A 25,232-nucleotide genomic window follows, 5' to 3' on the forward strand; every position below is an offset into this window, starting at 1 on the left:
GTCGCGCCGTCACAGGCGGCGGGTGATCGCCCGTTTCATGGAGGAGAGCAGCCCTCGCCGCAGGACTCTCCTGGCCGCCGTCAGTTCCCTGCGGAGCGTGCCGACCTCCCGCCGGAGCTCCACCGCGCTCCTGCGCCAGCGTCCGGCGTCGTCACGCCACCGGTCCACCTGCCCGCGGAGCCGTTCGACCTCCTTGGTGAGGCGGGCCACCTCGGCCTCGGCCTCGGCCCGGGCCCGGTGGGCGCCGCGGCGGCCGGTGATCGGCCGGGCGCCGAGGGCGAAGCCGTAGGCGCCGCCGTCCACCCAGAGGGTCCCGAAGGTCTCCTCCACGGCGTCGTCGAGGTCCTCGCCGTCCCGGCGCACGATCGCCGCGCGGGCGAACGCGGCGGTGCGTTCCAGCCGCGCCGTGACGATCTCGCGGCCCGGGCCCTCCGCCAGCAGCACCGACACCAGGCCGTATCCCCCGTCCGCGGCCAGGTCGAGCAGGCCGGCCAGGCCGTCCTCCCCCGGCACCCACCCCGCGGGCAGCCTGAGCCGGTACGGCGCCGCCTCCCCCGACGGCGCACCGGCCGTCCGCACCCGGGACTCGTGGGCGTAGTGCCCCCGGATCAGCACCAGGTCCAGATCGGGATTCGTCAGCGGCGCGCGTCCCTCGTCCCGGACCTCGTCCCACGGACCGATGATCGTCACCGCGACGTCGGGGACGGTGCCCGCGAGCACGGCGTCCACGGTCGCGCGGACCTCCTCGTAGCCGAGCCGGTGATCGTGCCCGGCCTCGACGACCACCTCCACGTACGGCACCTTCCACCGCCGGTTCGGGTGGGAGCGCAACCAGCGGTAGGACGGGATCCGGTCGGCGACGAAGGCGTGGCTCACCCGGTCGATCGGGGCCTTGTCCCGCATCCGCATGGTCGGGCCCAGGTGGAAGGCGCGGGCCAGCGGCTCGGGGACGAACACCGCGCCCGCCTGGGCCAGCCGGTAGCCCATCTCGGTGTCCTGACCGAGGATCAGGTCGGTGTCCATCGGCCCGGCCTGCGCGAGCAGCGCGGCGTTGACCGAGGTGGCGCCGCCCACGTGGAGGCTGAAGGCGCGGGCCTGGTTGTCGGTGAGGCCGCCGGTCCGCTCGATCAGGTCCACCAGCCAGGCGTGCGGCTCGGCGGGCTCGAAGAGCTCGGCCAGGTCGTCGGCGGCGGCGACCGCCTCGGGGGCGGGCAGGTCCGCCGGGGTGAAGCGGATGTACCCGGTCACGGCGAGGTACGGCGCCGCGTGGTGCCAGCGCATGTGCGCCTCGACCGCGCGGCGGTCCAGGACCACGTCGGAGTCCAGCCAGTGGATCACGTCGCCGCCCGCGGCCCGGAGCCCGGCGTTGCGGGCGTGGGCCCGTCCGGGGACCGGGCAGACGATCAGCCGGGTGTCGCGGGGACGGATCCCGGGCAGGCGCAGCGGCGGGTCGCTGCCGTTGTCCACCACGATGACCTCGGTGAGGCCGGCGGGGTAGGTCTGCGCGGCCAGTCCGGCCAGGACCAGGTCGAGCTTGTCCTGGCCGCCGTAGGCGGGGATGATCACGCTGACCCGCAGCGACGGCGTCCACGCGCCCAGTTCGGGCGGGGTGAGGCTGCGGTAGTCGTTGCCCACGATCCGTGCTGTCATGACATTTCCAGAATCAGGCTGGGGCGGAATCCCCGCCACTGGTTCGACGCGACGCGCAGGAAGTGGGCGAGCGAGAGCCGCCAGGTGTGCTCGGCGCTCACCGAGCGGCGCAGCACGTAGCCCAGCCCGTGGGTCCGGTAGATCCGCGCCCCGGCGGCGTGGGCGGCCTTCAGGAAGGCGGCGTCGACCCCCGCGGGCAGGCCGGGGAAGCCGCCGGCCCGCCGGAACCCCTCCCGGTCCGTGAGGATCGTGCCCCCGGCCACGTGGTCGGACCAGACCTCGCTGGTGTAGTCGGTGCGCCGGACGGTGACGTTCAGCGGCTCCAGGTAGAAGAACTCGGCGGCGGTCCCCACGATGTCGGCCCCGGAGTAGGAGCGGGCCAGCAGGAGGTCGGCCAGGTGATCGGGGCCGTACCAGTCGTCGTCGTCCCACTTGGCGACGTAGTCGCCCGTCGCCCGGGACGCGGCCAGGTTGAGCACCTCCCCGAAGGGGGTCCCGGCGTCCGCCTCGACCATCGTGACCGGGAGCGGGCAGGCCGCGACCGCCCGCCGTACCGCCTCGTGGCCGGCCGGGACGCCGTGCAGGCCCAGCAGGATCTCGGCCTCCACGCCGCGCTGGCGGGCGATCTGGGCGAGCGCGGTCTCCAGGAAGTGCGGGCGCATGCTCGCCATCACGACGCTGACCTTCGGGGTGCGCCCCCGCTCGCGGTCCGGCCGTCCCCGTCCCGCCCGCTCTCTGCGCGCCAGCCCGTGCCTGCGCAGGCGCACGCTGTGCTCCTCCCGGCGCAGGTTCACCGTGCAGCTCGGCGTGTCCCGGGGCTCCCGGCCGAACCAGCCGTCCGCGGCGAGCAGCCGCGCGAGCACCGGATCGGCCCGTACGGCCCAGGCCGGGACCTCATCAGCGTGGAGCGGGACGCCCGCGGCGGCGAGATCGAGCAGCGCGGTGAGATCGACGGCGTTCTCGGGCCAGTGAACGCGCAGGCCGTGCCGGGCCCGCACCGCGGCGAGGGAGTCGTCCTCGACGGTCCACCGGCCGTCCTCCCAGCGCAGGTTCCCCGCCCCATCGGGTGAAATTCGCAGGAAACCCACAGGTTCCAGCCCGGCCTCCGGGAGACCGAGATCGACAACAGCTGCCATAGAGCTTGTTTCCTGCCTGCTTCATCCGTTGTGGCGGCATCTCGCCACATAAATGCCTACCTTAACCAAGATCGGACAGTATCTTGATCTGAAATGCCCAGCTGGAATCGCCCGCCGGCGACACCGGAGCCGCCGGTCTCCGGAGCGCCGGCCATCCCGCTCCCGCGGATTCCGCATGACCGTAATGGGAGCCTCTAGCACATCCGGAACCCATCCCCCACCTCTCCCGCCTGGGCCGCGGCGATCTCGGAAGGCGACTCTCAGCAACCACGGAGAGCTCATATAGTTTCAAACGTTACATTTAATGATGTATCCATCTCCGGGCAGTGGATAAGTCCCGTGAGTTCCCCCATCGGCGGGTGATGACGAAGAGAGCATGAAAGGTGCCGACACGGATGCCCACGCCGCGACAACTGCTGATCCTGGCCGCAGCCGCCGGGTCCGTGATACTGATCGCCCTGGTGACGCTGGCGAGTGCCGGCGCCGTCTCCCCCGCCGTCGCCGCGCTGCTCGGCATGGCCGCCGTCCTGCTCGGCGTCCAGCTGCTCATCGTCACGGAGATCCGCAGAGTCGACGGCAAGGCCCTGCGCGCCGACGCCAGGACCAAGCGATGCGAGACCGGGATCGCCCAGGTCGCCGCCGCGGTCGAGCGGCTCGACTCCCGGATCGGCGAGATCGCCGAGTCACTCGGGCGGGAACGTCACCGGCACGACGAGGACCTGCGGGCCATCCTGGCGTCGCTGGGCGAGGAGCGGCTCCACGCGATGTCCCTGCGGCAGGAGATGAAAGAGCTGGTCGACGACCTCCTCCCCCGGATCGCCTCCGGGATGCCCGGGACCGCCGGGACCGCCGGGACCGCCGGGACCGACGTTCGGGCGGGCCGCCGGGACGGAGCATGACGGCGCGGATCCGGCACAACGACTACGGGCCGCTGCGGCCCGCCGCCCTCGGCGACTGGCGGCCCAGGCTGACGGTCAGCGTCGTGATCCCCGCGCACGACTGCCAGGACGCGCTGGAGCGCACGCTCGCCGGGCTGGCCGCGCAGAGCTACCCCGCGCGGCTGATCGAGGTGATCGTCGCCGACGACGGCAGCTCTCCCGCCCTGCGCGTGCCCGGCCTCGCCCCAGCGAACACCCGGATCGTGCGGGTCCCGGACGGCCGGTGGGGCCGGGGCTGGGCCCGCCAGACCGGCGCGTCGGCCGCGAGCGGCGACGTGGTGCACTGGGTCGACTCCGACATGATCCTCGACCGGGAGCACATCGAGGCGCACATGCGCTGGCACCACCTCGCCCCCTACACGGTCGTGCTCGGCGACGTCCTGTTCACCCCGGAGGGGACCGCCCCCTCCCCGAAGGAGGTCTTCGCCGCCGTCGGGAGCGGCGCCGCGGCCGCGCTGTTCGACGAGGCGAGCCCGCACGCCTACCGGGCGGGAGTCCTGGCCGAGACCCGGGGGCTGCGGGACGCGGGCGCGGGCGCCTACCGCCTCCACTCCGGCGCCACCGCCTCCGTCGCCGCCGCCCTGCTGCGCGCGGTAGGCGGGCTGAACACCGCGCTCACCATGGGCGAGGACACCGATCTCGGCTACCGGCTCGCCCAGGCGGGCGCGGTCTTCGTGCCCGACCCGCAGGCCCGCTCCTGGCATCTCGGCCCCTCCACGGTCATGCGCCGGGAGAAGGAGGTGCACCGGCACAACTGGTCGCTGCTGCCCGACCTCATCCCCGACCTGCGCTGGCTGCGCGCCCACCCGCGCAGGAACTGGCTGGTGCCGTACGTCGAGGTGGTCGTGGACGCCCGCGGCGCCTCCTACGAGGACGTGCGCGCGAGCGTGGACTCCGCGCTCGCCGGGACCCTGCCCGACGTCGCCGTCACCGTGCTCGGGCCGTGGCGCGACCTCACCGGGGGGCGCCACCCGTCCCTCGACGATCCGCTGCTCGACCTGCGCCTGGTCCGCAACCTCTACGCCCACGAGCCCCGGGTCTCCTTCGCCGGGGAGACCGCGCCGACCCCGGCCCCCGCGCCGTTCCGGCTGACCTGCCCGGCCGGGCGGGTGCTCGGGGCCGACAGCCTCGCGGAGCTGGTACGGCTGGCCGAGCGGGAGGGGTACGGCCTGCTGAACGTGGTGCTGGACGAGGGCCCCGACGGGGTCGAGTCCATGCGGCTGGAGCGTGCGGCGGCCTTCGCCAGGGCCGCGCTGGTGGCGGACGGCTCCCCTGGCGATCTGAACGACCCTGGCGATCTGAATGATCTGGATGATTCGGATGCCCTGGACGATTCGGAAGACCTGGACGACCTGGACGACCTGGTGCACGAGCTGTTCGGCTCGTTCTGGGTGAGCGCGGAGGAGTTCGGCGTGACGACCGCCGAGGAGGCCGGGCCCCTGTCGGGCGACCCCGCGAAGTGGCGGGCCGGCGCGGAGAGGTCGCGCAGGGAGGCGCAGCGCCTGCGGCAGGAAGTGGAGTCCCTGCGTGCCGAGACCGAACGGCTGCGCGCGGAGATCGGGCGGCTGGAGGAGGAGCGGTCGCGCGGGCACCTGCGCGGGCTCATCACCTCGGCCATGCGGCAGAGGAAGACCGGCTGATGTCACGACCGGACGAACGGCCGGACGAACGGCCGGTGCCCCGTCTGATCGACCTCGTCCGCGCGGCGGAGGAGCGCGGCGGACGGCACGTGGTGGTCTACTGCGCCGGGCTCGAAACGCTCGCCGGGCTCGAACCGTACCGGGTGGTGGACCTGGACGGGGATCTCACGGGCGCGCCCCCGGCCGGGGAGGACGCCGCCGAGGTCGTGGTCCTCGCCCGGACGCCGACCGACATCCGCAGGGCCGCCACCGTACAGGCGCTGCTCCCCGCGGCCTCGCGGGTCATCGTGGCGGTGGCGGAGACGCCCCCCTGGTACACCGCGCCCGTCCTGTCGCCGACCCCCGCCCACCGCTGGCGCGCCCTCACCGAGCTGCGCGTGTACCGGCCGGGCGCGTCCACGTGGGTGGTGGACGCCCGCTTCACCAAGCCCGTCCCCGCGGGCCGGACCGTGGCCGCGACGGCCCGGGCCTTCGCCGGGTACCGGCTGGACGCCGTCGCGGCGCCGGTGGCCGCGCTGGCGGGCCCCGGAGCGGCGCACTGGCGTCCCGGCGATCCGAACGCGGCCCCGGCGGACGTGAGCGGGCCCGTCCCCGACCGGTTCGGCGCACGCGGCGGCGACGTGGTCCTGCGCACCACCGATCAGGACGCCGAGCCGTGGGAGGGCGAGGAGGTGCCGGTGGAGCGCCCCCTGGCCGAGCTGGTGAGCTGGGAGCGGCTCGGCCGCCCCGGCGGGGACGAGATCCTCAGGACCGGCCTCGCGGACCTGTCCGACCCGCGCGCCGTGCCGCCGGTGGACGACCGCTCGGTCAACCCGACGGGGTTCGTCACCGTTCCCGCGCTCGGCATGGCCGACCTGTCCCTCGACACCGGCCGCTGGGCCGTCGCCTGCGAGGACCGGACGCTCACCCGGTTCGCCGCCTCCGGATGCGTCACCGACGTCGACGTCAGCCGGATCAGGCAGGTCCGCGGGGTACGCGTGGACTGGGGACGCAGCCACACCGGGCCCGTCGCCGCGCTGCGGGTCGTCACCGGGCTGGCCGCCGCCGGTGTCCCCCTCCTCTCGGAGGCCGTACCGGCCTGGGCCGGCGCGCTCGGGCCGGAACTGATCCGGCTGATCACATCCGTGGGCGAGGACGACCTCGGCGACGACCTGGTGCGGGAGGAGTACAGCGTCCGGCTGCGGCGCGAGGCCCTGCGCACGCACGGCGTCCGCACCCGCTGGGAGCAGCTGGGCGCGCCCTCCGCGCCCGCCCCCCTGACCTCGGTGCTGCTGGCCACCCGCCGCCCGGAGATGGTGGGCTTCGCGCTGGAGCAGGTGGGCCGGCAGCGTGGCGCGGAGCTGGAGGTGATCCTCGCCCTGCACGGGGTGCCCGCCGGTCATCCGGAGGTGGCGGCGGCGCTGGCGTCCTTCGAGCGGCCGGTCACCGTGTTCGAGGCCGAGGGGCGGACCGTGTTCGGGGAGGTGCTCAACGAGGCCGCCGCCAGGGCCTCGGGGTCGTACCTGCTGAAGATGGACGACGACGACTGGTACGGCCCGGACTTCCTGTCCGACCTGCTCCTGGCGCACTCCTACTCGGGGGCGGAGGTCGTGGGCACGGTCCCGGAGTTCGTCTACCTGGCCTCGATCGGCGTGACCGTGCACCGCGAGCAGATCACCGAGCAGATCACCAACTTCATCGCCGGAGGGACGATCTTCGCCGAGCGCTCGGCCTTCGAGGCGGTGGGCGGTTTCCGGCCGCTGCCGGGCACGGTCGACGCCCAGTTCCAGCACGCCGTACAGGCCGCGGGCGGGCAGATCTACCGCACCCACGGGCTGGGGTACATCCTGCGGCGGGGCAACGTGGCGGGCCACACCTGGCGCGAGCCGATCGGCACGTTCCTGCGGCGCAACAAGCGCCAGTGGCGCGGTTTCCGGCCCAACGCGCTCATGGAACTCCCGGGGGAGGCTCCGTGATCGGGCTCGCCGAGGTCGTCACCGGGGTCGTGAGGCCGGCGGAGGGGATTTCATGACCGGTCGTGGAGACGCCGGGGGGAGGCCCGAGCCCCGCATCCCCGGCAACGACTACGGCGTGCTGGATCCGCCCGCGCTCGGGCAGTGGCGTCCGCGCCTGCCGGTGAGCGTGGTGATCCCCGCCCGCGGCGGCCAGGACAAGCTCGACCTGACCCTGGCGGCCCTGTCCGCCCAGTCCTACCCCGGCCACCTGCTGGAGGTGGTCGTCGTGGACGACGGCAGCACTCCCCCGCTCCGGATCCCGGAGATCGCCCCCGAGCACACCCGCCTCGTCCGCGCCGCCCCCGGCGACGGGGGCGTCGCCCGGGCCCTGGAGTGCGGTACGGCCGCCGTCGGCGGCGAGGTGATCCACCGGATGGACGCCGACGTCGTGCCCTACCGGGAGCACGTCGAGGCGCACATGCGCTGGCACCACCTGGCCGGTTACCTGGTGGTCACGGGCACGCTGCGGTTCACCGCCGCGGGCGGGCCCCCGTCCGGCGACGCCGGGGACGCCCTCGCCGCAACCCTTCCCGTGCCCGCCGGAGTCCGGACCGCCGTCGCCGAGGGCGGGGCGGACTCCCTCTTCGAGCTCGATCCCGACAACGGGCACGACTGGATCGACCGGCTCGTCGCCGGGTACCGCGGCTTCCGCGACGCGCCGGAGGCCCTGCTGCACCGGATCCACGTCGGCGCGACGGTCTCGGCCCCGGCCGGGCTGCTGCGCGCCGCCGGCGGGTACGACCCCTCGCTGACGCTGGGCGAGGACACCGACCTCGGCTACCGGCTCACCCAGGCGGGGGCGGTGTTCGTCCCCGACGCCGAGGCCCTCGCCTGGCACCTGGGGACGACCACGGCGATGCGGCGCGGCGCCGAGGTCCGGCGGTACACCGCCCCGTTCGTCGCCGACCGGATCCCCTACCGGCGCCACCTGCGCACGGACCCGGGCCGCCAGTGGCTGGTGCCGTACGTCGAGGTGGTGGTGGACGCCCGGGAGGCCTCGTTCGAGGACGTGCGCGCGAGCGTGGACGGGGCGCTGGCGAGCGCCCTGCCGGACGTCCGGGTCACCGTGACGGGCCCCTGGTCGTCGCTGTCGTCGCTGTCGTCGCTGTCGTCGCTGTCGTCGCTGTCGTCACCCGCCGGCGGGCTCCGGACCCCGCTCGACGATCCCCTGCTCGACCTGCGGCTGCTCCGGGCCCAGTACGCCCATGACGGCCGCGTCGTCTTCGCCGACGAGCCCGCCCCCGCCCCCGCGCCGTTCCGCCTCACCTGTCCGGCGGGCTGGGTGCCCGGCGCGGACACCCTCGGGTCGCTGATCGAACGGGCCGAGGAGGACGGCGCCGGTCTGCTGCTCGTCGCCCTGGACGAGAACGAGTCAGGGGTGGTGGCGGCCCGGCTGGAACGGACCGCCGCGGTGGCCAGGGCGGCGCTCGTCGCCCGCGAGGGCGAGTCCCCGGACGACGTGATCGCCGACCTGTACGGCATGGCCTGGCTGGACGGCGAGTCGTGGACGTTCCGCCCCGCCGCCAGGGCCTACCCCTCGTGGGCGTCCAACCGCAACCGCGAGGCCGCCCGCTGGCGTGCCGAGGCCGAGGCGCGCGGGAAGGAGGCCGAGCGGGCCCGGCGTCAGGTCGCGGCGCTCAAGGCCGAGGTGCGGGAGCTCCGCGCGGCCGTGGCCAAGGGGGAACGCGACACGGCCCGGTGGCGGGACAAGGCCGAGCAGCGCCGCCTGGAGGCGGTGGCCCTGCGGCGGGCGGCCCAGCGTTCCCTGCTGCGGCGCACCCGCAACCGGCTCCGGCGTCTCTGGAGCGGCTCCTGACCGTCCGGCCTGACCGTCCGGCCGACCGTCCGGCCCTCGCGTGAGCCTGGGCCCGGTCTCTGGGCTGCGCCCCGGAGGGCCGGCCCCCGCGCGGACCCGGGACTCAGTTCCCGGGCGCGGGCCTGGGCTTGCCGCCGGCCACCTCGGCCATGGTCCTGACCACCGTCCCGCGGCTCTTCCTGCTCGCCAGCCAGTCGAGGAACTCGCCCAGCCGCTCCGGCGGGGTCGAGTAGAGGCCGCAGTCGTCGCAGACGCGGTGGAAGACCAGGGGGACCAGGCCGCCCCCGGCCTTCTCGGCGTTCAGCACCAGCTGCTTCATCTGGCGGACCTCGGTGTCCTCCTCGAAGGAGCGCGGCGTGCGGATCGCCCAGCGGTCCGCCGGAGGAAGCGTCTCCGCCGCGGGGCAGCCGGGGCATCCCCACTGCTTGAGGCCGCCGACCTGGCGGGCCGCGCCGTACCCGCACAGCCGCGCCGTCCTCCTGGCATCGGCGTCGGCGACCCCGAAGGGGTAGGCGAGGGTGGTGACCTTGTAGCCCCGTTTCATCAGGGCGCGGCGGTCGTCGCAGATCTGCGCGCGCTGCTGCTCGGGCAGGAGCTCGGTGAGCCGGGTGTGGTTCAGCGTGTGCCCGCCGATCTCGTGCCCCGCCTTGGCGATCGCCGCCAGCTGGCGGCCGGTGAGCTTGTCCTCCCCGCCGACGGTCCCGCTGTTGATGTAGAAGGTTCCGCGCATGCCCCGCTTCTGGAGCATGCGGGCGGCCGCCAGGTGCGTGGCGTCACCGTCGTCGAAGGTGAGGGCCACGATCGTCCGGGGCTTGGCGTCCGTCGCCTGGGCCGGAGTCCCGGGGAGGACCGCCACGGCCAGCGCCACCAGGATCCCTGCCGGATACACGGGCTTCACGATGGGGCGTCCCTCCGAGCTCGGGGTGCGGGCCGGGCGCCCGGGGGCGGGCGGGACGGCCTGGCGGGATCAGTACTACGAAAGCACCATACCTATCCATGGCGCCTGCCAGACCGTCCCCATACCAACCCCACACCAAGCGGTTCAGTCCCTGCCCTGCCAGGTCGTCACACAGGCCTCGTTGCCCTCCGCGTCCGCGAGCACCCAGAAGGACGGCGCCGCCTCGTCGGACAGCAGCACGCCCCCGGCCTCCAGCGCGGCCCCGATGCGATGCGGCGCCTCGTCGTGCGGGACGGAGATGTCGAGGTGGATGCGGTTGCGCTGCGGGCGCGGCGCGTCCATCTGCTGGAACCAGATCGCCGGGCCGTGACGGAGAGGATCGACGATCGCGTCCTGCGGCCCCGAGGCGCCGGCCTCGTCGGTGTACCCCATCACCGCCTTCCAGAAAGGGCGGATGCGAGAGATGTCGAGCGCGTCGATCGCGATCTCGACCAGCTGGACCGAGCGGGTCTCCGCGCTCGCGACCTCGGGGCCGGGCCGCAGTCCGAGCTCCCGTACGGCCTCGGAGATCACGCGGGCGAGCTCCACCTCCGCGGGGGTCACCGTCGCCGCGGCGAGCGACTGCAGGGTCAGCACCAGCCGGTCGGCGCGCACGTCCATCCAGAGACTGCCGTCGGCGCCGTCGCCGGCCGCCTCCGTCACGCGGGCGGCGACGTCGACCGCCCGGCGCAGCGACGGCGCCCGTACCGACGTCTGCAGGGCCCCCAGGACGTATCGCCAGCCCAGGTCGCCGACGGCGTCGGAGACCTCCTGCCGGGTCAGCCGCCTACCGTTGTCCGGAATATCTGCCATGCCGCCATGATCGCAGCAATCCGGCGTCCGGCGGGCACGGCCGCCGCCGTACGGGGTCCTACGAGGCGTCCTCGCCCTCGACGCGCATGACGCTCACCACGTCGCGCACGATGTCCAGCTCGCGCAGGCCCTCGATCGTCGCCGAGAGGGCGGCGTCGCTGGCCCGGTGGGTGACGAGGACGAGCTGGGCGTCGGCGCCGAGTCCCTCCTGACGGACCGTCTGGATGGAGACGTCCTGCTTGGCGAACATCTCGGCGACCCGGGCGAGCACGCCCGGCTTGTCGGCCACGTCGAGGGAGACGTGGTAGCGGGTGACGGTCTCGCCCATCGGGTGAACGGTCAGGTCGGCGTAGGTCGACTCCTCCGGGCCGCAGGTGCCGGCCAGTCGGTTGCGCGCCACGGCCACGATGTCGCCCAGCACCGCGCTGGCGGTCGGCGCGCCCCCGGCGCCCGCACCGTAGAACATGAGCCGCCCGGCGGACTCGGCCTCCACGAAGACCGCGTTGTAGGCCTCGCGGACCCCGGCGAGCGGGTGCGTCCTGGGGATCATCGCCGGGTGCACCCGGACGCCGAAGGAGCGCCCGTCCTCCGAGCGCGCGCAGATCGCCAGCAGCTTGATGACGTAGCCCATCTCCTTGGCGCCGGCCACGTCCGCCGCGGTGATCTCGGTGATGCCCTCGCGGTGCACGTCGGCGGCCGTCACCCGGCTGTGGAAGGCGATCCCGGCCAGGATCGCGGCCTTGGCCGCGGCGTCGAAGCCCTCGACGTCGGCCGTGGGGTCGGCCTCGGCGTATCCCAGCGCCTGGGCCTCCTCCAGCGCTTCGGAGAACGAGGCCCCGGAGGAGTCCATCTTGTCGAGGATGTAGTTGGTGGTGCCGTTGACGATGCCGAGGACGCGGTGCACGTGGTCTCCGGCGAGGGACTCGCGCATCGGCCGGATCAGCGGGATCGCGCCCGCGACGGCGGCCTCGAAGTACAGGTCCACGGTGTTGTCCCGGGCCGCCGCGTGGATCGTCGCGCCGTCCTCGGCCAGCAGCGCCTTGTTGGCGGTGACGACCGACTTGCCGCTGTTCATCGCGGCGAGGATGAGCGAGCGGGCGGGCTCGATGCCGCCGATCACCTCGACGACGATGTCGACGTCCTCCCGGGTCACCAGGGCCTCGGCGTCGGTGGTGATCAGTGAGGGGTCCACCTCGACGCTCCGTACCCGGCCCGGACGGCGTACGGCCACGCCCGCCAGCTCCAGCGGGGCGCCGATCCGGGCGGCGAGGTCGGCGGCCTGCTCGCGCATCAGCCGGATCACCTGGGACCCGACGACGCCGTAGCCGAGCAGCGCGACTTTCAGCGGTCTGCCTGCGGTCTGTTTCACAGCTGGCCTCTCAGCAGGTCATCCTCGTTCTCCCGCTGGACGATCACGCGGGACGTCCCGTCCTTGACCGCGACCACCGCGGGCTTGGGGAGGTAGTTGTAGTTGTTGGCGAGCGAACGGCAGTAGGCCCCGGTCGCGGCGACGGCGATCAGGTCCCCGGGGGCCAGGTCCCCGGGGAGCCACAGGTCGCGGATGACCATGTCGCCGCTCTCGCAGTGCTTGCCGACCAGGCGCGAGAGCATCGGCTCCGCGTCGCTCTCCCGGGAGGCCAGGCGCGCGGTGTAGTCGGCGCCGTAGAGCGCGGTCCGGATGTTGTCGCTCATGCCGCCGTCGACGCTGACGTAGGTGCGCAGGCCCTCGACGTCCTTGATCGTGCCGACCTCGTAGAGCGTCACGCCCGCGGTCCCGGCGATGGACCGGCCGGGCTCGACGGTGAGCGTGGGGACCGGCAGGTCCGCGGACCGGGCCACCTTGGCGACGATCTCGCGCAGGCTGTCGGCGATCTCCTTCACGTCGAGCGTCTCGTCGCCCTCGACGTAGGCGATGCCGTACCCGCCGCCGAGGTCGAGCTCGGGCAGGACGACGCCGTGCTCCTCCTTGATCTGCACCAGGAGCTTGGCCAGGCGGCTCGCGGCCACCTCGAACCCGGCGGTGTCGGTGATCTGCGAACCGATGTGGGAGTGCAGGCCGACCAGTTCCAGCTGGGGCAGGGCGAGGATGCGGCGGGCGGCCTCGGCCGCGGCGCCGCTGTTCAGGGAGAGGCCGAACTTCTGGTCGTCGTGGGCGGTGGCGATGAACTCGTGGGTGTGGGCCTCCACGCCCACGGTCACCCGGATCATGACCTTGGGCCGCCTGCCGTGCTTGTCGGCCAGGAAGCCGAGCCGGGCGATCTCCTCGAAGGAGTCGACCACGACGTGCCCGACGCCCGCCTCGACGGCCCGCTCCAGCTCGGCGAGCGACTTGTTGTTGCCGTGCATGGTGATGCGCTCGGGCGGGAACCCGACGCTCAGCGCGACGGCGAGCTCGCCGGCGCTGCACACGTCGAGGCCGAGGCCCTCCTGCATGATCCAGCGGGCGACCTCGCGGCAGAGGAACGCCTTGCCCGCGTAGTGGACCTCGCCGTCGGTGAAGGCGGCCCGGTAGTCGCGGCAGCGGGAGCGGAAGTCCTCCTCGTCCACCACGTAGAGCGGCGTGCCGTACTCGGCGACCAGGTCTCTGACATCGACGCCGCCGATCGTGACGGCGCCGTCGGAGCGGCCCGACGTTCGCGGCCAGATCGCCGGGTCGAGGACGTTCAGGTCGGCGGGCGCGTGCGGGGGCCGGTCCTCGGGCAGCACTTCGGCGTGCCGGTCACCGGCGGGGTGGACGAATCGACTCACCCAAAGGAGGCTATCGGAAGCGCTGATCCCCGTGGGACGAGTGCCCACCTGGCGAGACAGGATCACCCCGCAGCACGCGAACTTTTCACGATTTGCACAAGATGTACCGCATATTTTGGCGTCACAGAAGCATCTGACGGTCGAGAACGGCCGACGCCGGGAGACCTCGGGGACAGCCCCGGGAGGGCTTCTCCGGCTACGAGACTTCCTTCTCCGGCGCCTTCCAGGTGTTGCAGGCCCCGGCGCTGCCCGCCTTCTGACCGCGCAGCATCCACAGGGCGCTGCTGCGGAACGAGCCGTGGGAGTCACGCCGCTCCGCGGCCACCTCCTCCGTCGCGCCCGTCTCCGTACCGTAGGCCAGCGACCGGCGCAGGTCGTTCAGGAGGTACGGCTGGACGTCGCGAAGCGTCGCCGCGGCCAGGCAGTCCGCCTGCAGTTCCAGCCTCCGGGACCACGCCTCGTCGAAGACCTCCGACCCGTCCTGGGCGGAGATGCCGACGACCGCCTGGACGTGGTGGGCGTACTCGTGGGCGAGGGTGAACATCATCGGGAAGATCTCGCGGCCGTCGGGGGAATCGGGGTCGTCCTCGACCAGAACGTTGACGATCCCCTCTCCCCCGCAGTAGATCCCGGCCCAGTCGAAGTCCTCGGTCCCGCAGGCCGCCTCCTCGGGAGAGCCGACCAGCCGTACCTCTTCGGGCTCCTCGTAGTCGATCCCGGCCGGCTCCAGCGCGGCCCTCCACGTGCGGTCCAGGCAGTGCGCCAGCGCGTTCAGCGTCGCGCCGGTGTCGGCGCCGAGCTCCTCCGGCAGCCCCTCGCACCGGCCGCCGAGCGGCCCGCTGCCGGTGTAGAAGCGGTGGGCCGCCACCTCCGCCCTGGCCGATCCGGGCGCCGTGCCGAGCAGGTTCTGCAGGTCAGACCGGAGGCAGACCGCTCCGCCGACGATCACGGCGAAGACGAGGAGGACCGGGAGGATCCGCCGGATCGCACCTCTGCGCGGGACCTCGCCGGGGGACCAGTCCCGCGGACCGCTCACTGGCCCTCCCCGCGTTCTGGATGATTCATCCCAATCTACTGGGTGCCGCACACTTCGATCGGCTCACGATCCGGTACGTCGTCGCGCCACTCCGCGGCGGTGAGCGTCCGGCCCACCCGTTCGCAGACCGCCGCCGCCGCCCGCTCGCCGTCCAGCGGATACCCTCGCACGAACCCGTCCGGGGTCGCGCTGTAGAGGGTCCGGCCGTCGGCGCTGAAAGCCAGCGACGCGCTGTCTGCGAAGCCGTTCTCGGGGCCCCATCCCTCGAAGAGCACTCCCAGCGGCCGTCGGTCTTCGACGTCCCACAGCCGGATCCGGTCGGCGCTCTCGTACGCAGCGATGGTGCGGCCGTCCGGCGACCAGGCGAGGACGTACGCTTCGGACGCCGGAACGGCGGTGAACGGCCGTCCGACGGGACCGGTGAAGTCCGCCCGCCAGACCAGCAGCCGGTCATGCAGGCCGATGGCGACCAGCCGTCCGTCGGGGCTGAAGGCATAGGGACCGTCGGCGAGGCTGCCCAGCCCGCCCGGCCGCTCCACCGGCGTGCCGCTGCCCGGCTCCGCCAGCCTGAGTTCCGGTGAGATCTCCGTCACCAGGAGCTTCCCGTCCGGCCGGTAGCTCATATCCTCCGATCCGGTCACCGTCGCCCTGGTGACCGAGGGCCGGTCCACGTTCCACAACTCGATCGGCAAGGTCTGCCACGGCTCGGGGCTCTCCCCCGAGGCGACGGCCAGCGCGGTGCCGTCAGGGCTCAGTGCCAGCCCCGACACCAGGCGCGCCTTCGGATTCGCAACCGTTATATCGCTGATCTCCCTACCTGTGACGGCGTCGAGGACGACGACCCGCCTGTCACCTCCCGCGGCCACTCTCCTGCCGTCCCAGCTGAACGCGAGCGCCGTACCGGGCACCGTCCTGGGAGTCCCGATGGGCCTGCCGCCCGGCACGTCCCAGAGACGGAGCTCGTCGTCGGCGTGAACGGCGAGCACCCGGCCGTCCGAACTGAGCCTGACGACACCGTCTGCGGAGGCGGGCTGCACGGGCCGGTCGAACAGGAAGGCCACATCGACGGAGCGCATCTCTCCCGTGCCCGTGCTCAGCCTGATGACCCGGTCCTCCTCGTCGAAGTGCACGTCATCGACGACGTCCGGGAAATCCTGGATGAGAACGACCTGCTGGTCCGCGAGCCGGAGGACGAGCAGGTGCCTGTCCCTCCACGAGGCGACGAACTTCCCGCCGAAACCGAGGGCGAAGCGCTGCCCCACCTCGCCCGGCGCCCCCCTCTGTGCACCTGTTCCATCAGCGGCGAGCGCCGTCCCGGAGGGCACCCGCCAGAATCGGAGACTGAAATTGCCCAGTTCGGGGAGGAACTCGGACACCGCCAATGTGGAACCGCTGAACTCCGCCTGCCCGATCAGCTTCTTCGCGGGAAGCCAGTCAGCCGCGATCCGCCGGTTGTCGGTCAAGTCCCACAACTCCGCCTTACCGCTCCCCGTGGAGAAGGCGATGCCCAGGGTGCCGTCCGCATTGACCGCGTCCATGCGCACGCGCGTCCCGCTCTCGACGTCCCACCAGCGCAGCCGGCCCTCGCGTTCATCGTCGGGGACGCCGAGCAGCCGTCCCCCGGGGTCGAACCGCAGCTGTTCGATGCCGCCGGGGGAAGCTCCCGGGGCGAACGCCTCTCCGACCGTCCCACCGGTCGCGACGTCCCACAATCGCACGCGGTCGTCATCCTGGATCGCCAGAGTCGTCCCGTCCGGGCTGAGCGCCGCCTCTCTCGCGGTCGGGCTCACTCCGGAGAACGTACGGGTCTGCCTGCCTTCACGCACGTCCCACAGCCTCACCCGCCCGCCGCGGACGCTGACCAGGACGCGCCCGTCCCGACTGGCGGTGTACACGGTGTCGGCGCTCATGTCCGGATCGGTGAACATGCCGACGGTGCGCTGCCCCAGCGATTCGTACAGCGCCCCGCGGGTCTCTGGCAGTGAGGGGGCCAGGCGGTAGGCCGCCACGCTCAGCAGCATCGACCGCCGGGGATCGGTCTCGCGCAGGCCCGCCGCGCGCAGCGCGAGCGATCGGGCGGTCGCCTCGTCGCGCTGGCGGTCGGAGATCCCGCGCCGGTACTCGGCCAGCCCGAGCGCCCCCAGCGCCGCCACCAGCAGGACGGCGAGCGCGGCGGCGAGCAGGCCCCGGCGCCGGGACTGACGCCGGGACTGCCCGGCCGCCGCGTCGAGGAACGCGCGCTCCAGGTCGAGCAGCGTGATGTCCCTGCGTTCCGCGGCGGCCCACCGCAGCGTCCTGTCGAGGTTGGAGCCGTGCAGCAGGTCGCCGGGCTTGCGGCCGTGGTCGTCCCAGAACCGGGCGGCCTCGGTCAGCCGCCGGTGTACGGGGAGGCCCTCGCGGTTGTCCGTCACCCACTGCCGCAACCGCGGCCAGGCCTGGATCAGGGCGGGTCTGGCCAGCGTGTACGCCGAGTCCTCCGCGGTGACCAGTCCCGCCGCGCCGTACAGGGCGAGCAGGGAGTCCACCGCCTCGGTTCCGGCGAGTTCCTCCCGGGAGACCTGCCTGATCGTCCCGTCGCCGCCGACCATCCGCAGGAAGACGTCGGGCGCCGCCGCCCGTTCGCTCTCGGAGAGTTCCTCGAAGAGGGCCTCGGCGATCGTGCCCAGGTCGGGATCCGCGGTCCCGGCGAGCGGGGCGGCGACGCTCCCGCCCTCGTCCAGCAGCCGGTCGCCCTCCACCTCGCCGAGCAGGGCGAGCAGCAGGTCCCTGGCCGCGGGCCGGTCGGCGGGGTCGCGTGAGAGCGCCGCCGTCACGAGGGCGGCGAGGGGTTCCGCCAGGCCGCCCGTGTCGGGACGGAAATCGAGCACGGCGGTCATGACGGCCGCGGGATCCTCACCCCGTACGGCGTCCCGCCCCGAGGCGGCGAACAGCACCACCAGTCCCCACGCCCAGACGTCGGCGGCGGCCGTGGCGCCGCGGCCCGCCAGGACCTCGGGCGCCATGTAGGCGGGGGTGCCCATGAGGGGCCCGGTCGTGGTGGGGCCGGTCTCCCGCGCGAGACCGAAGTCGATCACCCGTGGCCCGTCCGGACCGAGGATGATGTTGTCGGGTTTGAGGTCGCGGTGCACCACCCCGGCCTGGTGGATGGCGGTCAGTGCGGTGGCGGCCCCGATCGCCAGCCGCCGCAGCGCGTCACCCCGGTACGGCCCCTCCTCGGCGATCACCTGCCGCAGGTTGGGACCGGGGACGTACTCGCTGACGATGTACGGCCGGGCGACGTCGGTCCTGACTTCGATGATCCTGGCCGTGCAGAACGAGGCCACCCGCTGGGCGGCCGCGGCCTCCTTGGCCAGCCGGGCCCTGGAGGCGGGGTCGTCGGCCCTGGGCACCTTGACCGCGACGCGCTCGCCCGCCTCGCCGTACGCCTCGTAGACCACGCCCTGACCGCCGGAGCCGAGCCGCCCGGCCAGCCAGTAGCGTCCCAACCGGTAGGGGTCAGAAGGAGTGAGAGCATCCATCAGATATGGGATTCTGATCGATCAAATAATGGATCGCCTACCGTACCGGGGAATCCGTAGTGGAATTTCGCATTATGGGCGCGCTCGACGTGCGGGACGGTACGCAGGATCGCACCCCGACCGCACCCAAGCACCGGGATCTGCTGACGGTGTTCATCCTGAACGCCCGCCGCCCGCTGACCGTGGAACGGCTGCGCGCGCTGCTGTGGCCGCGTGAGGGGGGCGAGCGCTCCGACTCCCTCGTGCGCGGGTACATCGGTCAGCTCCGGCAGCTGATCGGCAAAGACGTGATCACCACGGTCTCCGGGACCTACACGCTGGCCATCGGCGAGGACCAGCTCGACGTCGACCGCTTCCGGCGGCTCGTGGCGAGCGGGAGGCGCGACGACCTGGTCGAGGCCCTCGCCCTGTGGCGGGGACCCGTGCTGGCGGACGTGGATCCCGACGCCGAGCGCTGGGCCGAGACCGGACGGCTCCGCGAGGAACTGGAAGAACTGCGTCTGCTGGCGCTCGAACGCCGCATCGGTCTCGACCTGGACGCGGGCCGCCACCGTGAGACCCTCGCCGAGCTGCGGAACCTGGTGCGGCGATACCCCCTCTGGCAGCGCTTCCGCGGCCAGTACATGCTCGCGCTCTACCGCAGCGGACGCCGGGTGGACGCCCTGGCCGCCTACTCGGCGTTGCGCGACGAACTCGACGACGGACACGCCATCGAGCCCGACCCCGGGCTCCAGCTGCTCTACCACCGGATGCTCCACGACGACGCCTCCCTGCACGTCTCCGCGGGCCCGCCGGTGCTCCTGCCCCACGACGTGTCCCACTTCACCGACCGGCAGGACCTGATCGACCGGGTGATAGGTGGGCAGGTCGTCGTCCATGGCCCCGTGGGCGTGGGCAAGTCGGCGCTTGCCCTCCACGCCGCGTGGCGGCACCGGGAGTCGTTCCCCGACGGGATCCTGTACGCGGACATGCGTGAGACGGCCTCGCCCGCGGCGGTGCTGGAGGACTTCCTGCGCTGGCTCGGCTGCCCCGCCCAGGCCGTTCCCGCCACCGTCGACCAGCGCGAGCGGCTGTTGCGCACGTACACGGCCAACCGGCGGCTGCTCGTGCTGCTCGACAACGCCGCGGACGAGGCCCAGGTCCGGCCGCTGCTGACGGCCTGTCCCACAGTGGTGACGAGCCGGTCCGCGCTCGGCGGCCTCACCGGTGCCACCCGGGTGCCGGTCGGCGTGCTCGACGACGATTCCGCGAAGGACCTGCTGGTGAAACTGATCGGCCCCGACCGGGGGTCCGACCGGGAGGATGTGTCGAAACTCGTCCACATCTGTGGCGGGCTGCCCATCGCGCTGCGCATCACGGGGTCCCGGCTGGCCTCCCGGCCCGACTGGACCGCCGGTTACCTGGTAGGCCTGCTGGAGGACGAGCGTAACCGGCTCGACAGACTGAACGCGGGTGACCAGACCCTCCGCAGCGTGTTCTCCATCGGATACGACGGGCTGCCGGAGACGGCCCGCCGTACGCTGCGGTCACTCGGTGCGCTGTCGGCCCCCGACGTCGCCGACTGGGTGGCCGCCCGGCTCGGCGGCGGAGCGGAGACGCTGGTGGAGGCGGGCCTGCTGGAGACGCATGTGATCGACGTCGCGGGTCAGGCGCGTTACCGGCTGCACCACCTGACCCGGCTGTTCGCCCGCGAACTCCTGGACGAGAAGTCCGTCCCCGATGTCCTGTCCGACCTTTTCGCCGTGGCCATGGCCCGCGTTCAGGCCTCACGCTTCTCCCTGGTCTCCGGCGATCTCCGGACGGCATCCGCCACCGGGGACATCCGTGAATCGGTCGAGTGGCTGCTCGCCGAGCGGGCATTCCTGACCGGCCTCGTCGCCGACCTGCACGGGGCGGCGCTGGACGATGAGTGCTGGAGGCTCGCGCACCTGCTCACGCCGTTCCTCGAACGGCACCGCTTCCTCGACGACTGGCGTCACGTGAGCGAGACCGCGCTGGATGCCGCCCGGCGCGCGGGGAACGTCCGGGGTGAGGCGCTGATCCTGCGCGACCAGGGTGACCTGCACCGCGCGGAACGGCGCTGGGACCTGGCCCACGACCGCCTCAGGCTCGCCCTCGGCATCTTCCTGCGGGAGGGCGGCGGCGGAGACCTGGCACGGGTCAGACGCAGGCTCGGCCATGTCCAACTCGAACTCGGCGAGGTGGGCAGAGCCCTGCTCACCCTCACCAGGTGCCTCGACTCCGCTGAGAACCCGAGGGACGCCGCGGAGACGCTCCACGCCCTCGGCGTCACGCTGAAGCGCGGTGAGCGCATGGACGAGGCCGCGGACCGGCTGGCCGCGTCGGCGGAGCTGTTCGCCGGCCTGGGCGACCGGCTCCGCCAGGCCGACGCGCTGGTCGAGCTGGCCGCCGTACAGCTCGCGCAGAACCTGACCTCCGATGCCAGGGAGACGGCGGAGACGGCCAGAGGCATCGCCGTACGCCTCTCCGACCGGCTGCTCAACGCTCACGCGCTGCTGGCGCTCGCACGCGTCAACCTCGCGGAGGACGCCACCGACCGGGCGCGGGACCTGGCCGGGGAAGCACAGAAGATCTTCGAGGAGGTCGGCGACGACCGGGGCAGGAGCGAGGCTCTGGACGTGCTCGCCCAGGCCTGACAAATCCTCAACATCCCCTCAACACGCCCCGGCCTACCTTCCTCTCATCCGCACGACAAGAGAGGAAACGACATGGGACTGAACGCGAAACTGAGCACCGCGCTCGTCGCCGGGGTGCTCGCGACGGGCGTGGCGGCCACCACTGCCCACGCCGCCGCCCCGCAGACCGCTCCGGTCGCCGCCGAGGCCGCCGCCACCGCGGCGAGCCTGAACCTCAGCGGCAACTGCTCGGCCGCCCGCGGCAACTACGGCAATCTCAAGGCCTACTACTACACCAGGGGCCGCAACGACATCTTCAACCGGATGAACTGGTATCTCGGCGGCCCCGGCCTGCGGGACCGGAACAACGTCACCCTCCGGCTCCGGGAGCACCTCAACGGCCGATCCGACCGGACGCTCTGGAAGTGGGTCTCGGGGGACAACGTCAGGAAGGGCACCGGCGGGATCTCCCTGAACGAAGCGGTCCCCCGCAGGGCCAAGGTCCACGCCGACTTCACCTTCGTCTTCGACCGCCGTGGCAACGACCCGCGCTGCTCCGGCCGTACCAACAGCGTCTGATCCCGCACGCTCTGTGAACGCGGGGGCCGGGACCCGGCCCCCGCGTCCGGTCCCACCGGAGACGATCATGATCTTAAGAACGACGGTCCGGACCGCCGCCGCCCTGCCGGCCGCCCTGCTGGCGCTCGTCGCCTGCACCCCCGCGCCGGTCGCCGCCCCGCCTCGCCCGCCCGTCCCCGAACCCGCTCCGGTACTGGTCGCCGCGTCCCGCGAAGGGGCCATCGTGCTCGACCCGCGGAGCGAATCGTTCCTCGGCCTCACCCGGACGGGGCAGCGGGCCTGGCAGGACCGTAGGGCCTTCCACAGCGGCGCCCAGGCCCTCTGCCTGGCGCGCTGCCCGGACGCGGTCTTCTCCGGGACCTGGAAGCCCACCGGCCCCGACCCCGCCCCCTGGACACGCACCGGAGCGAGCGTTCGGCCCTTCGGAAAGTCCTCCTCCCCCATCCGCCGGATCCTGACCGCACGCACCGCCTCCGACTCCGTGATCGCCGAAGGGCCTGCCGGCGGAGCGGGGTGGTTGCGCCTGATCCGCCCGGCCGGCAAGCCCGTCCGGGTACCGGTACCCCTGACGGCGGACGTGCTCTGGGTCGAAGACGCGGGCCGGACGACCGCGCTCGCGGTGGCCACCGACCGGGTGCTGTGGTTCGGCCGTGACCGCGACGGCTGGCGCCTGCTCCGCGGCGGGCTGCCCGCCGCGAGGACCTGGGGCGCCTGTACGGCCGGCGACGGCGAACTGTCCGTGCTCCTCGGGGACACACCCCGCCTGGTACTCGGGCGCGAGCGCACGGTACCGCTCAGAACCGACCTGGAGGTACCCGGCGAATGCGCCGCCGGCCGGGAGAGCGCCGTAATCGTCTCCCGTTGGAAGGACGAGTCCGGCAGACCGTTCACGGCCATCCGCGGCGTGGACACCTCGGGCGCGCAGACCTGGGCCCGCGATCTCCCCGCCGAGGCGCAGGTCCGGGCGGATCCCTCCGGCAGGCGTTTCGCCGTCGTCCACGACGGCACCGCCGAACTGGTCGACCAGCGGGGGCGGACGACCGCGACGTACCGGAACACGCTGTCCGCCGTCTACGCGGAGACCGGAGAACTCGTTCTGCTCCGGCAGGACTACGGAGTCCGGTGGCTGACACCATGACGAATCGACCGCCGGCGGGCGGACGTCACCCCGTCACACCCGGACGGGCGCCTCCAGGCCGAGCGCTCCGAGCGCCTCCGCCAGCACGTCCCGTACGGCCCGTGCCAGCCGCACCCGCGCCGCGTGCAGCGCCGACGGCTCCTCATCGCCCACCGGCAGCGCCGGAGCCCGCTCGAAGGCGTCGTGGTAGGCCAGCGCCAGCTGCTCGGCGTAGGCCGCCCAGCCCGGGTCGCGGCTCACCCGCCGGCCCGGGACCTCCGCCAGGAGCCTGAGCACCGCCCGATCCCGGCTCCCGGACAGCGCCTCCGGGCGGAACTCCCCCGGCACGCCCAGCTCGGCGGCCCAGCGCTGGACGGCGACCGCCCGCGCGTGGGCGTAGCCGACGACGAAGCCCGGGTTCTCCCAGGTCCCCGGGGAGAACGCCCACGGCGGCTCTCCGGCGGTCCCGCCGGCCGGTGGGCCGATCTCCTCCAGCAGCTCCCCGGGAACGGCCACCGCGATCTCCAGGAAGCCGTTGGCCCGGACCCGTACGGCCGCCACCCCGGGCAGCGCGCGCACCCGCCCGGCCAGCTCCTCCGGCGGCTCACCCCGGCGCAGCGCGGCCGGGGAGACGTAGAGCGCCTCCCCGGCCCACGTCCCCTGCGGGGTGGGCGGCATTCCGAGGATCTCGCCGAGACGGCCGGGGGTCACTCCCTGCCCGGCCCTCTATACGAAGGCGTGCGGCTCGGCGGGGCCGTACGCGACGAGCTGGGAGGAGCCGAGCAGCCAGCGGTCCTGGTCACGGAGCCGGACGTAGCCGTACCGGTCGGCGGAGAAGACCTTGATCCCGTCGGCCCGGCACTGCCGCATCAGCACCTCGTCCCAGCCCTCGGAGACGTCGGCGAAGCCGATGGAGCGCAGCACGGTCCTGCGGGCCAGGAGGGTGGCCCCGGCGACGTCGGGAACGTAGGAGTACTCGGCGGCGGGATGGCGCAGCACGGTCGCGGCGACGTCCCGCAGATGCGCGATGTACGCGGCCTTGCCGACGATGTCGGCGGTGGTGAACAGGAAGGCGCGGGACAGGTCGGTCAGATAGTGCTCACCGTAGGCGTCCTGGCCGTCCATGACCGCCACCAGATCGCCCTCGCACAGGTCCAGCGCGCGGTTGAGCATGCTCCCCAGGGACAGCTCCGGGTCGGTACGGCGGACCGCGACGTCCACCCGCTCGGACACGGCGGCGCGGGCTCTGGCCTCGGCGTCGGGGGCGTCCGACAGCAGCACCAGCTGCACGACGCCCTTCTGCGGCGCGACCTGGGCCAGCGTGTGGTCGAGGTCGCCCCGGTCAATCATGATCACCGAGATGTTCAGCGTCGCGCGGGCGCTGGGCAGGCCGATGGCGTCGAGCAGCTCGTCGACCTTCTGCGTCATCGTGCCGGAGGTGTAGGCCTGCCGGAGGGCGACGTGCGCCCGGCGCTCGTCGGGCTCGGTCCCGATCGGGGTGCCGCAGGCGGCCAGCTCCGCCATCCGCCAGAGCTCGGTCCCGGGCGGGCAGTCCACGGCCCTGGGCCAGCGGTAGGAGGTGAGCACGTCCGGATACGACAGGTGCGCGGGGAGCAGCTCCTCCAGGGTGAGCACCCGGTCGAACCGGTCCCCGGCCAGCGGCAGGGGGTTGTGCACACGCGGCTGGATCGCGAAGGGCAGCAGCCCCAGGGACGGCTCCCGGCGCCCCGGCCCCCGCTCGGCCTCCCCGGCCGCCAGCGCGGCGCCCCACGCGCCGACCGTCGCGGGCAGCGCGGTGACGATGTGCTCGAACAGCGCGGCGGCCGGGGCGAAGTCCGCGACCTCGCCGTGGGTGTGCCAGAAGACGGTACGGATGCCCCGCTCGGCGCACCATGCCAGCAGGGAGCGCAGGCCGCTGAACCCGCCGTCCCGGTCCCGCAGCTCCTCGGCCCACGGCCCCTCGGTGACCGACTCCACCAGCAGCAGGTGCGGCACCTCGGCGGCCAGCACACGGGTGAAGTCCCGCGGCGTGAACCCGGTGGTCTGCCGCCACTCGTAGCGCAGCAGCGCCTCGGCGTGCGGCTCGGCGACGACCGCCGCGGTCAGGTGCGGGCGGGTGTTCGGGCCGGTGGGAATGCGGAAGGGCTTGAGCTTGACGGACTTCCCGCCGACCGTCCGGGTCGTCGCGGTGGCCTGGAAGGCCGCTCCGGGAACCTGCCTCGCCTCGCTCTTCGGCTGCGCCACGGGCTGGCGCTTGGGCGCGACCGGGCGCTTGGCGGGCTTGGCCGCGCCGCGCAGGCCGCGCGCCAGCCGCACCGGGTTGCTCTTGCCCGTCTTGATCGCGTCACCGATCCGGGACCAGCGCGCCATCTGCACCGACGAGAGCTTCCACCGGGCCACCTCGGCCTGGTACCGCTGCTCGGCCAGATCCCGGCGGAGTTTGCCCTCGACCGCCTCAGCCGCCTCCAGACGGCTCTCGGTCTCCTTCAGCCGCTCTTGGAGGACGCGCGCCTCCTCGGCCGCGCGCTCGGCCTCCGCGGCCCTCGCCTGCGCCGCGTCGAGCAGTCTGGCCAGCTCGGCGGCCCGCTCCGCCTGGGCCATGGCCTCCCGCAGCGCCTGCCGCGTGCTCTCGAGTTGCTCGCCCGCCACGTCGTCCTCCGATTGTCCTGAGCCG

17 protein-coding genes are annotated in these 25,232 nt (G+C 73.4%); 7 read left to right on the forward strand and 10 right to left on the reverse strand.

Going from position 1 to position 25,232, the window contains the following annotated elements; translation table 11 throughout:
* Positions 1-9: 9 nt before the first annotated feature.
* Complete coding sequence (locus IEZ08_RS09450) at positions 10-1,650, reverse strand: glycosyltransferase family 2 protein (RefSeq protein WP_189242004.1); 1,641 nt, start codon at positions 1,648-1,650, stop codon at positions 10-12.
* Positions 1,647-2,786 carry a glycosyltransferase family 2 protein gene (locus IEZ08_RS09455; protein WP_068921628.1) on the reverse strand — a complete coding sequence of 380 codons (1,140 nt, stop codon included), beginning with the start codon at positions 2,784-2,786 and terminating at the stop codon, positions 1,647-1,649. Before IEZ08_RS09455 ends, IEZ08_RS09450 begins: the two co-directional genes overlap by 4 nt.
* A 395-nt stretch (positions 2,787-3,181) precedes the next feature.
* Here IEZ08_RS09455 and IEZ08_RS09460 point away from each other — a divergent pair, with 395 nt between their 5' ends.
* Genes IEZ08_RS09460 through IEZ08_RS09475 form a run of 4 tightly spaced genes read left to right on the forward strand, consistent with a single transcriptional unit; the run spans position 3,182 to position 9,174 of the window.
* Entirely contained in the window at positions 3,182-3,685 is a 504-nt protein-coding gene (locus IEZ08_RS09460) for a hypothetical protein (protein ID WP_189242005.1), read from the forward strand.
* Positions 3,682-5,364: a glycosyltransferase gene (locus IEZ08_RS09465; RefSeq protein WP_189242006.1), complete on the forward strand. Its 1,683-nt coding sequence runs from the start codon at positions 3,682-3,684 to the stop codon at positions 5,362-5,364. The genes IEZ08_RS09460 and IEZ08_RS09465 overlap by 4 nt, the downstream gene beginning before the upstream one ends.
* Complete coding sequence (locus IEZ08_RS09470; RefSeq protein ID WP_189242007.1) at positions 5,364-7,319, forward strand: glycosyltransferase; 1,956 nt, start codon at positions 5,364-5,366, stop codon at positions 7,317-7,319. Before IEZ08_RS09465 ends, IEZ08_RS09470 begins: the two co-directional genes overlap by 1 nt.
* A gap of 52 nt (positions 7,320-7,371) precedes the next feature.
* On the forward strand, positions 7,372-9,174 hold the full coding sequence (locus tag IEZ08_RS09475; protein WP_189242008.1) for a glycosyltransferase family 2 protein: 1,803 nt from the start codon (positions 7,372-7,374) through the stop codon (positions 9,172-9,174).
* Positions 9,175-9,277: 103 nt separating this feature from the next.
* Here the strand turns inward: IEZ08_RS09475 and IEZ08_RS09480 are convergent, their stop codons facing one another.
* The 6 genes from IEZ08_RS09480 to IEZ08_RS09505 form a co-directional block, all read right to left on the reverse strand.
* Positions 9,278-10,072 (reverse strand): polysaccharide deacetylase family protein, encoded by a 795-nt coding sequence (locus tag IEZ08_RS09480; RefSeq protein ID WP_176728401.1) that lies wholly within the window; start codon positions 10,070-10,072, stop codon positions 9,278-9,280.
* Positions 10,073-10,216: 144 nt separating this feature from the next.
* Positions 10,217-10,924 (reverse strand): VOC family protein, encoded by a 708-nt coding sequence (locus tag IEZ08_RS09485; RefSeq protein WP_068921623.1) that lies wholly within the window; start codon positions 10,922-10,924, stop codon positions 10,217-10,219.
* A 58-nt stretch (positions 10,925-10,982) separates the two neighbouring features.
* The gene (locus IEZ08_RS09490) at positions 10,983-12,293 is read right to left on the reverse strand and encodes a homoserine dehydrogenase (RefSeq protein WP_068921622.1); all 1,311 of its coding nucleotides are present in this window, start codon (positions 12,291-12,293) and stop codon (positions 10,983-10,985) included.
* Entirely contained in the window at positions 12,290-13,672 is a 1,383-nt protein-coding gene (gene lysA / locus IEZ08_RS09495) for a diaminopimelate decarboxylase (RefSeq protein ID WP_068921621.1), read from the reverse strand. Before lysA ends, IEZ08_RS09490 begins: the two co-directional genes overlap by 4 nt.
* 196 nt (positions 13,673-13,868) lie before the next feature.
* Positions 13,869-14,708: a neutral zinc metallopeptidase gene (locus IEZ08_RS09500; protein WP_068921620.1), complete on the reverse strand. Its 840-nt coding sequence runs from the start codon at positions 14,706-14,708 to the stop codon at positions 13,869-13,871.
* A 35-nt stretch (positions 14,709-14,743) separates the two neighbouring features.
* On the reverse strand, positions 14,744-18,226 hold the full coding sequence (locus tag IEZ08_RS09505) for a serine/threonine-protein kinase (protein ID WP_189242009.1): 3,483 nt from the start codon (positions 18,224-18,226) through the stop codon (positions 14,744-14,746).
* Positions 18,227-18,285: 59 nt separating this feature from the next.
* On the opposite strand from IEZ08_RS09505, the gene IEZ08_RS09510 reads away from it, so the two are divergent.
* The 3 genes from IEZ08_RS09510 (at position 18,286) to IEZ08_RS09520 (ending at position 22,579) form a co-directional block, all read left to right on the forward strand.
* Positions 18,286-20,883, forward strand: coding sequence for an AfsR/SARP family transcriptional regulator (locus tag IEZ08_RS09510; RefSeq protein WP_141703649.1), 2,598 nt, complete (start codon positions 18,286-18,288; stop codon positions 20,881-20,883).
* A gap of 72 nt (positions 20,884-20,955) precedes the next feature.
* Entirely contained in the window at positions 20,956-21,441 is a 486-nt protein-coding gene (locus IEZ08_RS09515) for a hypothetical protein (protein WP_068921617.1), read from the forward strand.
* Between the two features lie 67 nt (positions 21,442-21,508).
* Positions 21,509-22,579: a hypothetical protein gene (locus tag IEZ08_RS09520; protein ID WP_068921616.1), complete on the forward strand. Its 1,071-nt coding sequence runs from the start codon at positions 21,509-21,511 to the stop codon at positions 22,577-22,579.
* A 33-nt stretch (positions 22,580-22,612) separates the two neighbouring features.
* On the opposite strand, the gene IEZ08_RS09525 is transcribed toward IEZ08_RS09520, so the two are convergent.
* Both IEZ08_RS09525 and IEZ08_RS09530 read right to left on the reverse strand, forming a co-directional pair.
* Positions 22,613-23,269, reverse strand: a complete 657-nt coding sequence (locus IEZ08_RS09525) for a DALR anticodon-binding domain-containing protein (protein WP_068921615.1) — start codon at positions 23,267-23,269, stop codon at positions 22,613-22,615.
* Positions 23,270-23,284: 15 nt separating this feature from the next.
* Entirely contained in the window at positions 23,285-25,207 is a 1,923-nt protein-coding gene (locus tag IEZ08_RS09530; protein WP_084779613.1) for a glycosyltransferase family protein, read from the reverse strand.
* Positions 25,208-25,232: the final 25 nt, after the last annotated feature.

Source organism: Planobispora rosea (assembly GCF_014648175.1).
Classification (GTDB): domain Bacteria; phylum Actinomycetota; class Actinomycetes; order Streptosporangiales; family Streptosporangiaceae; genus Planobispora; species Planobispora rosea.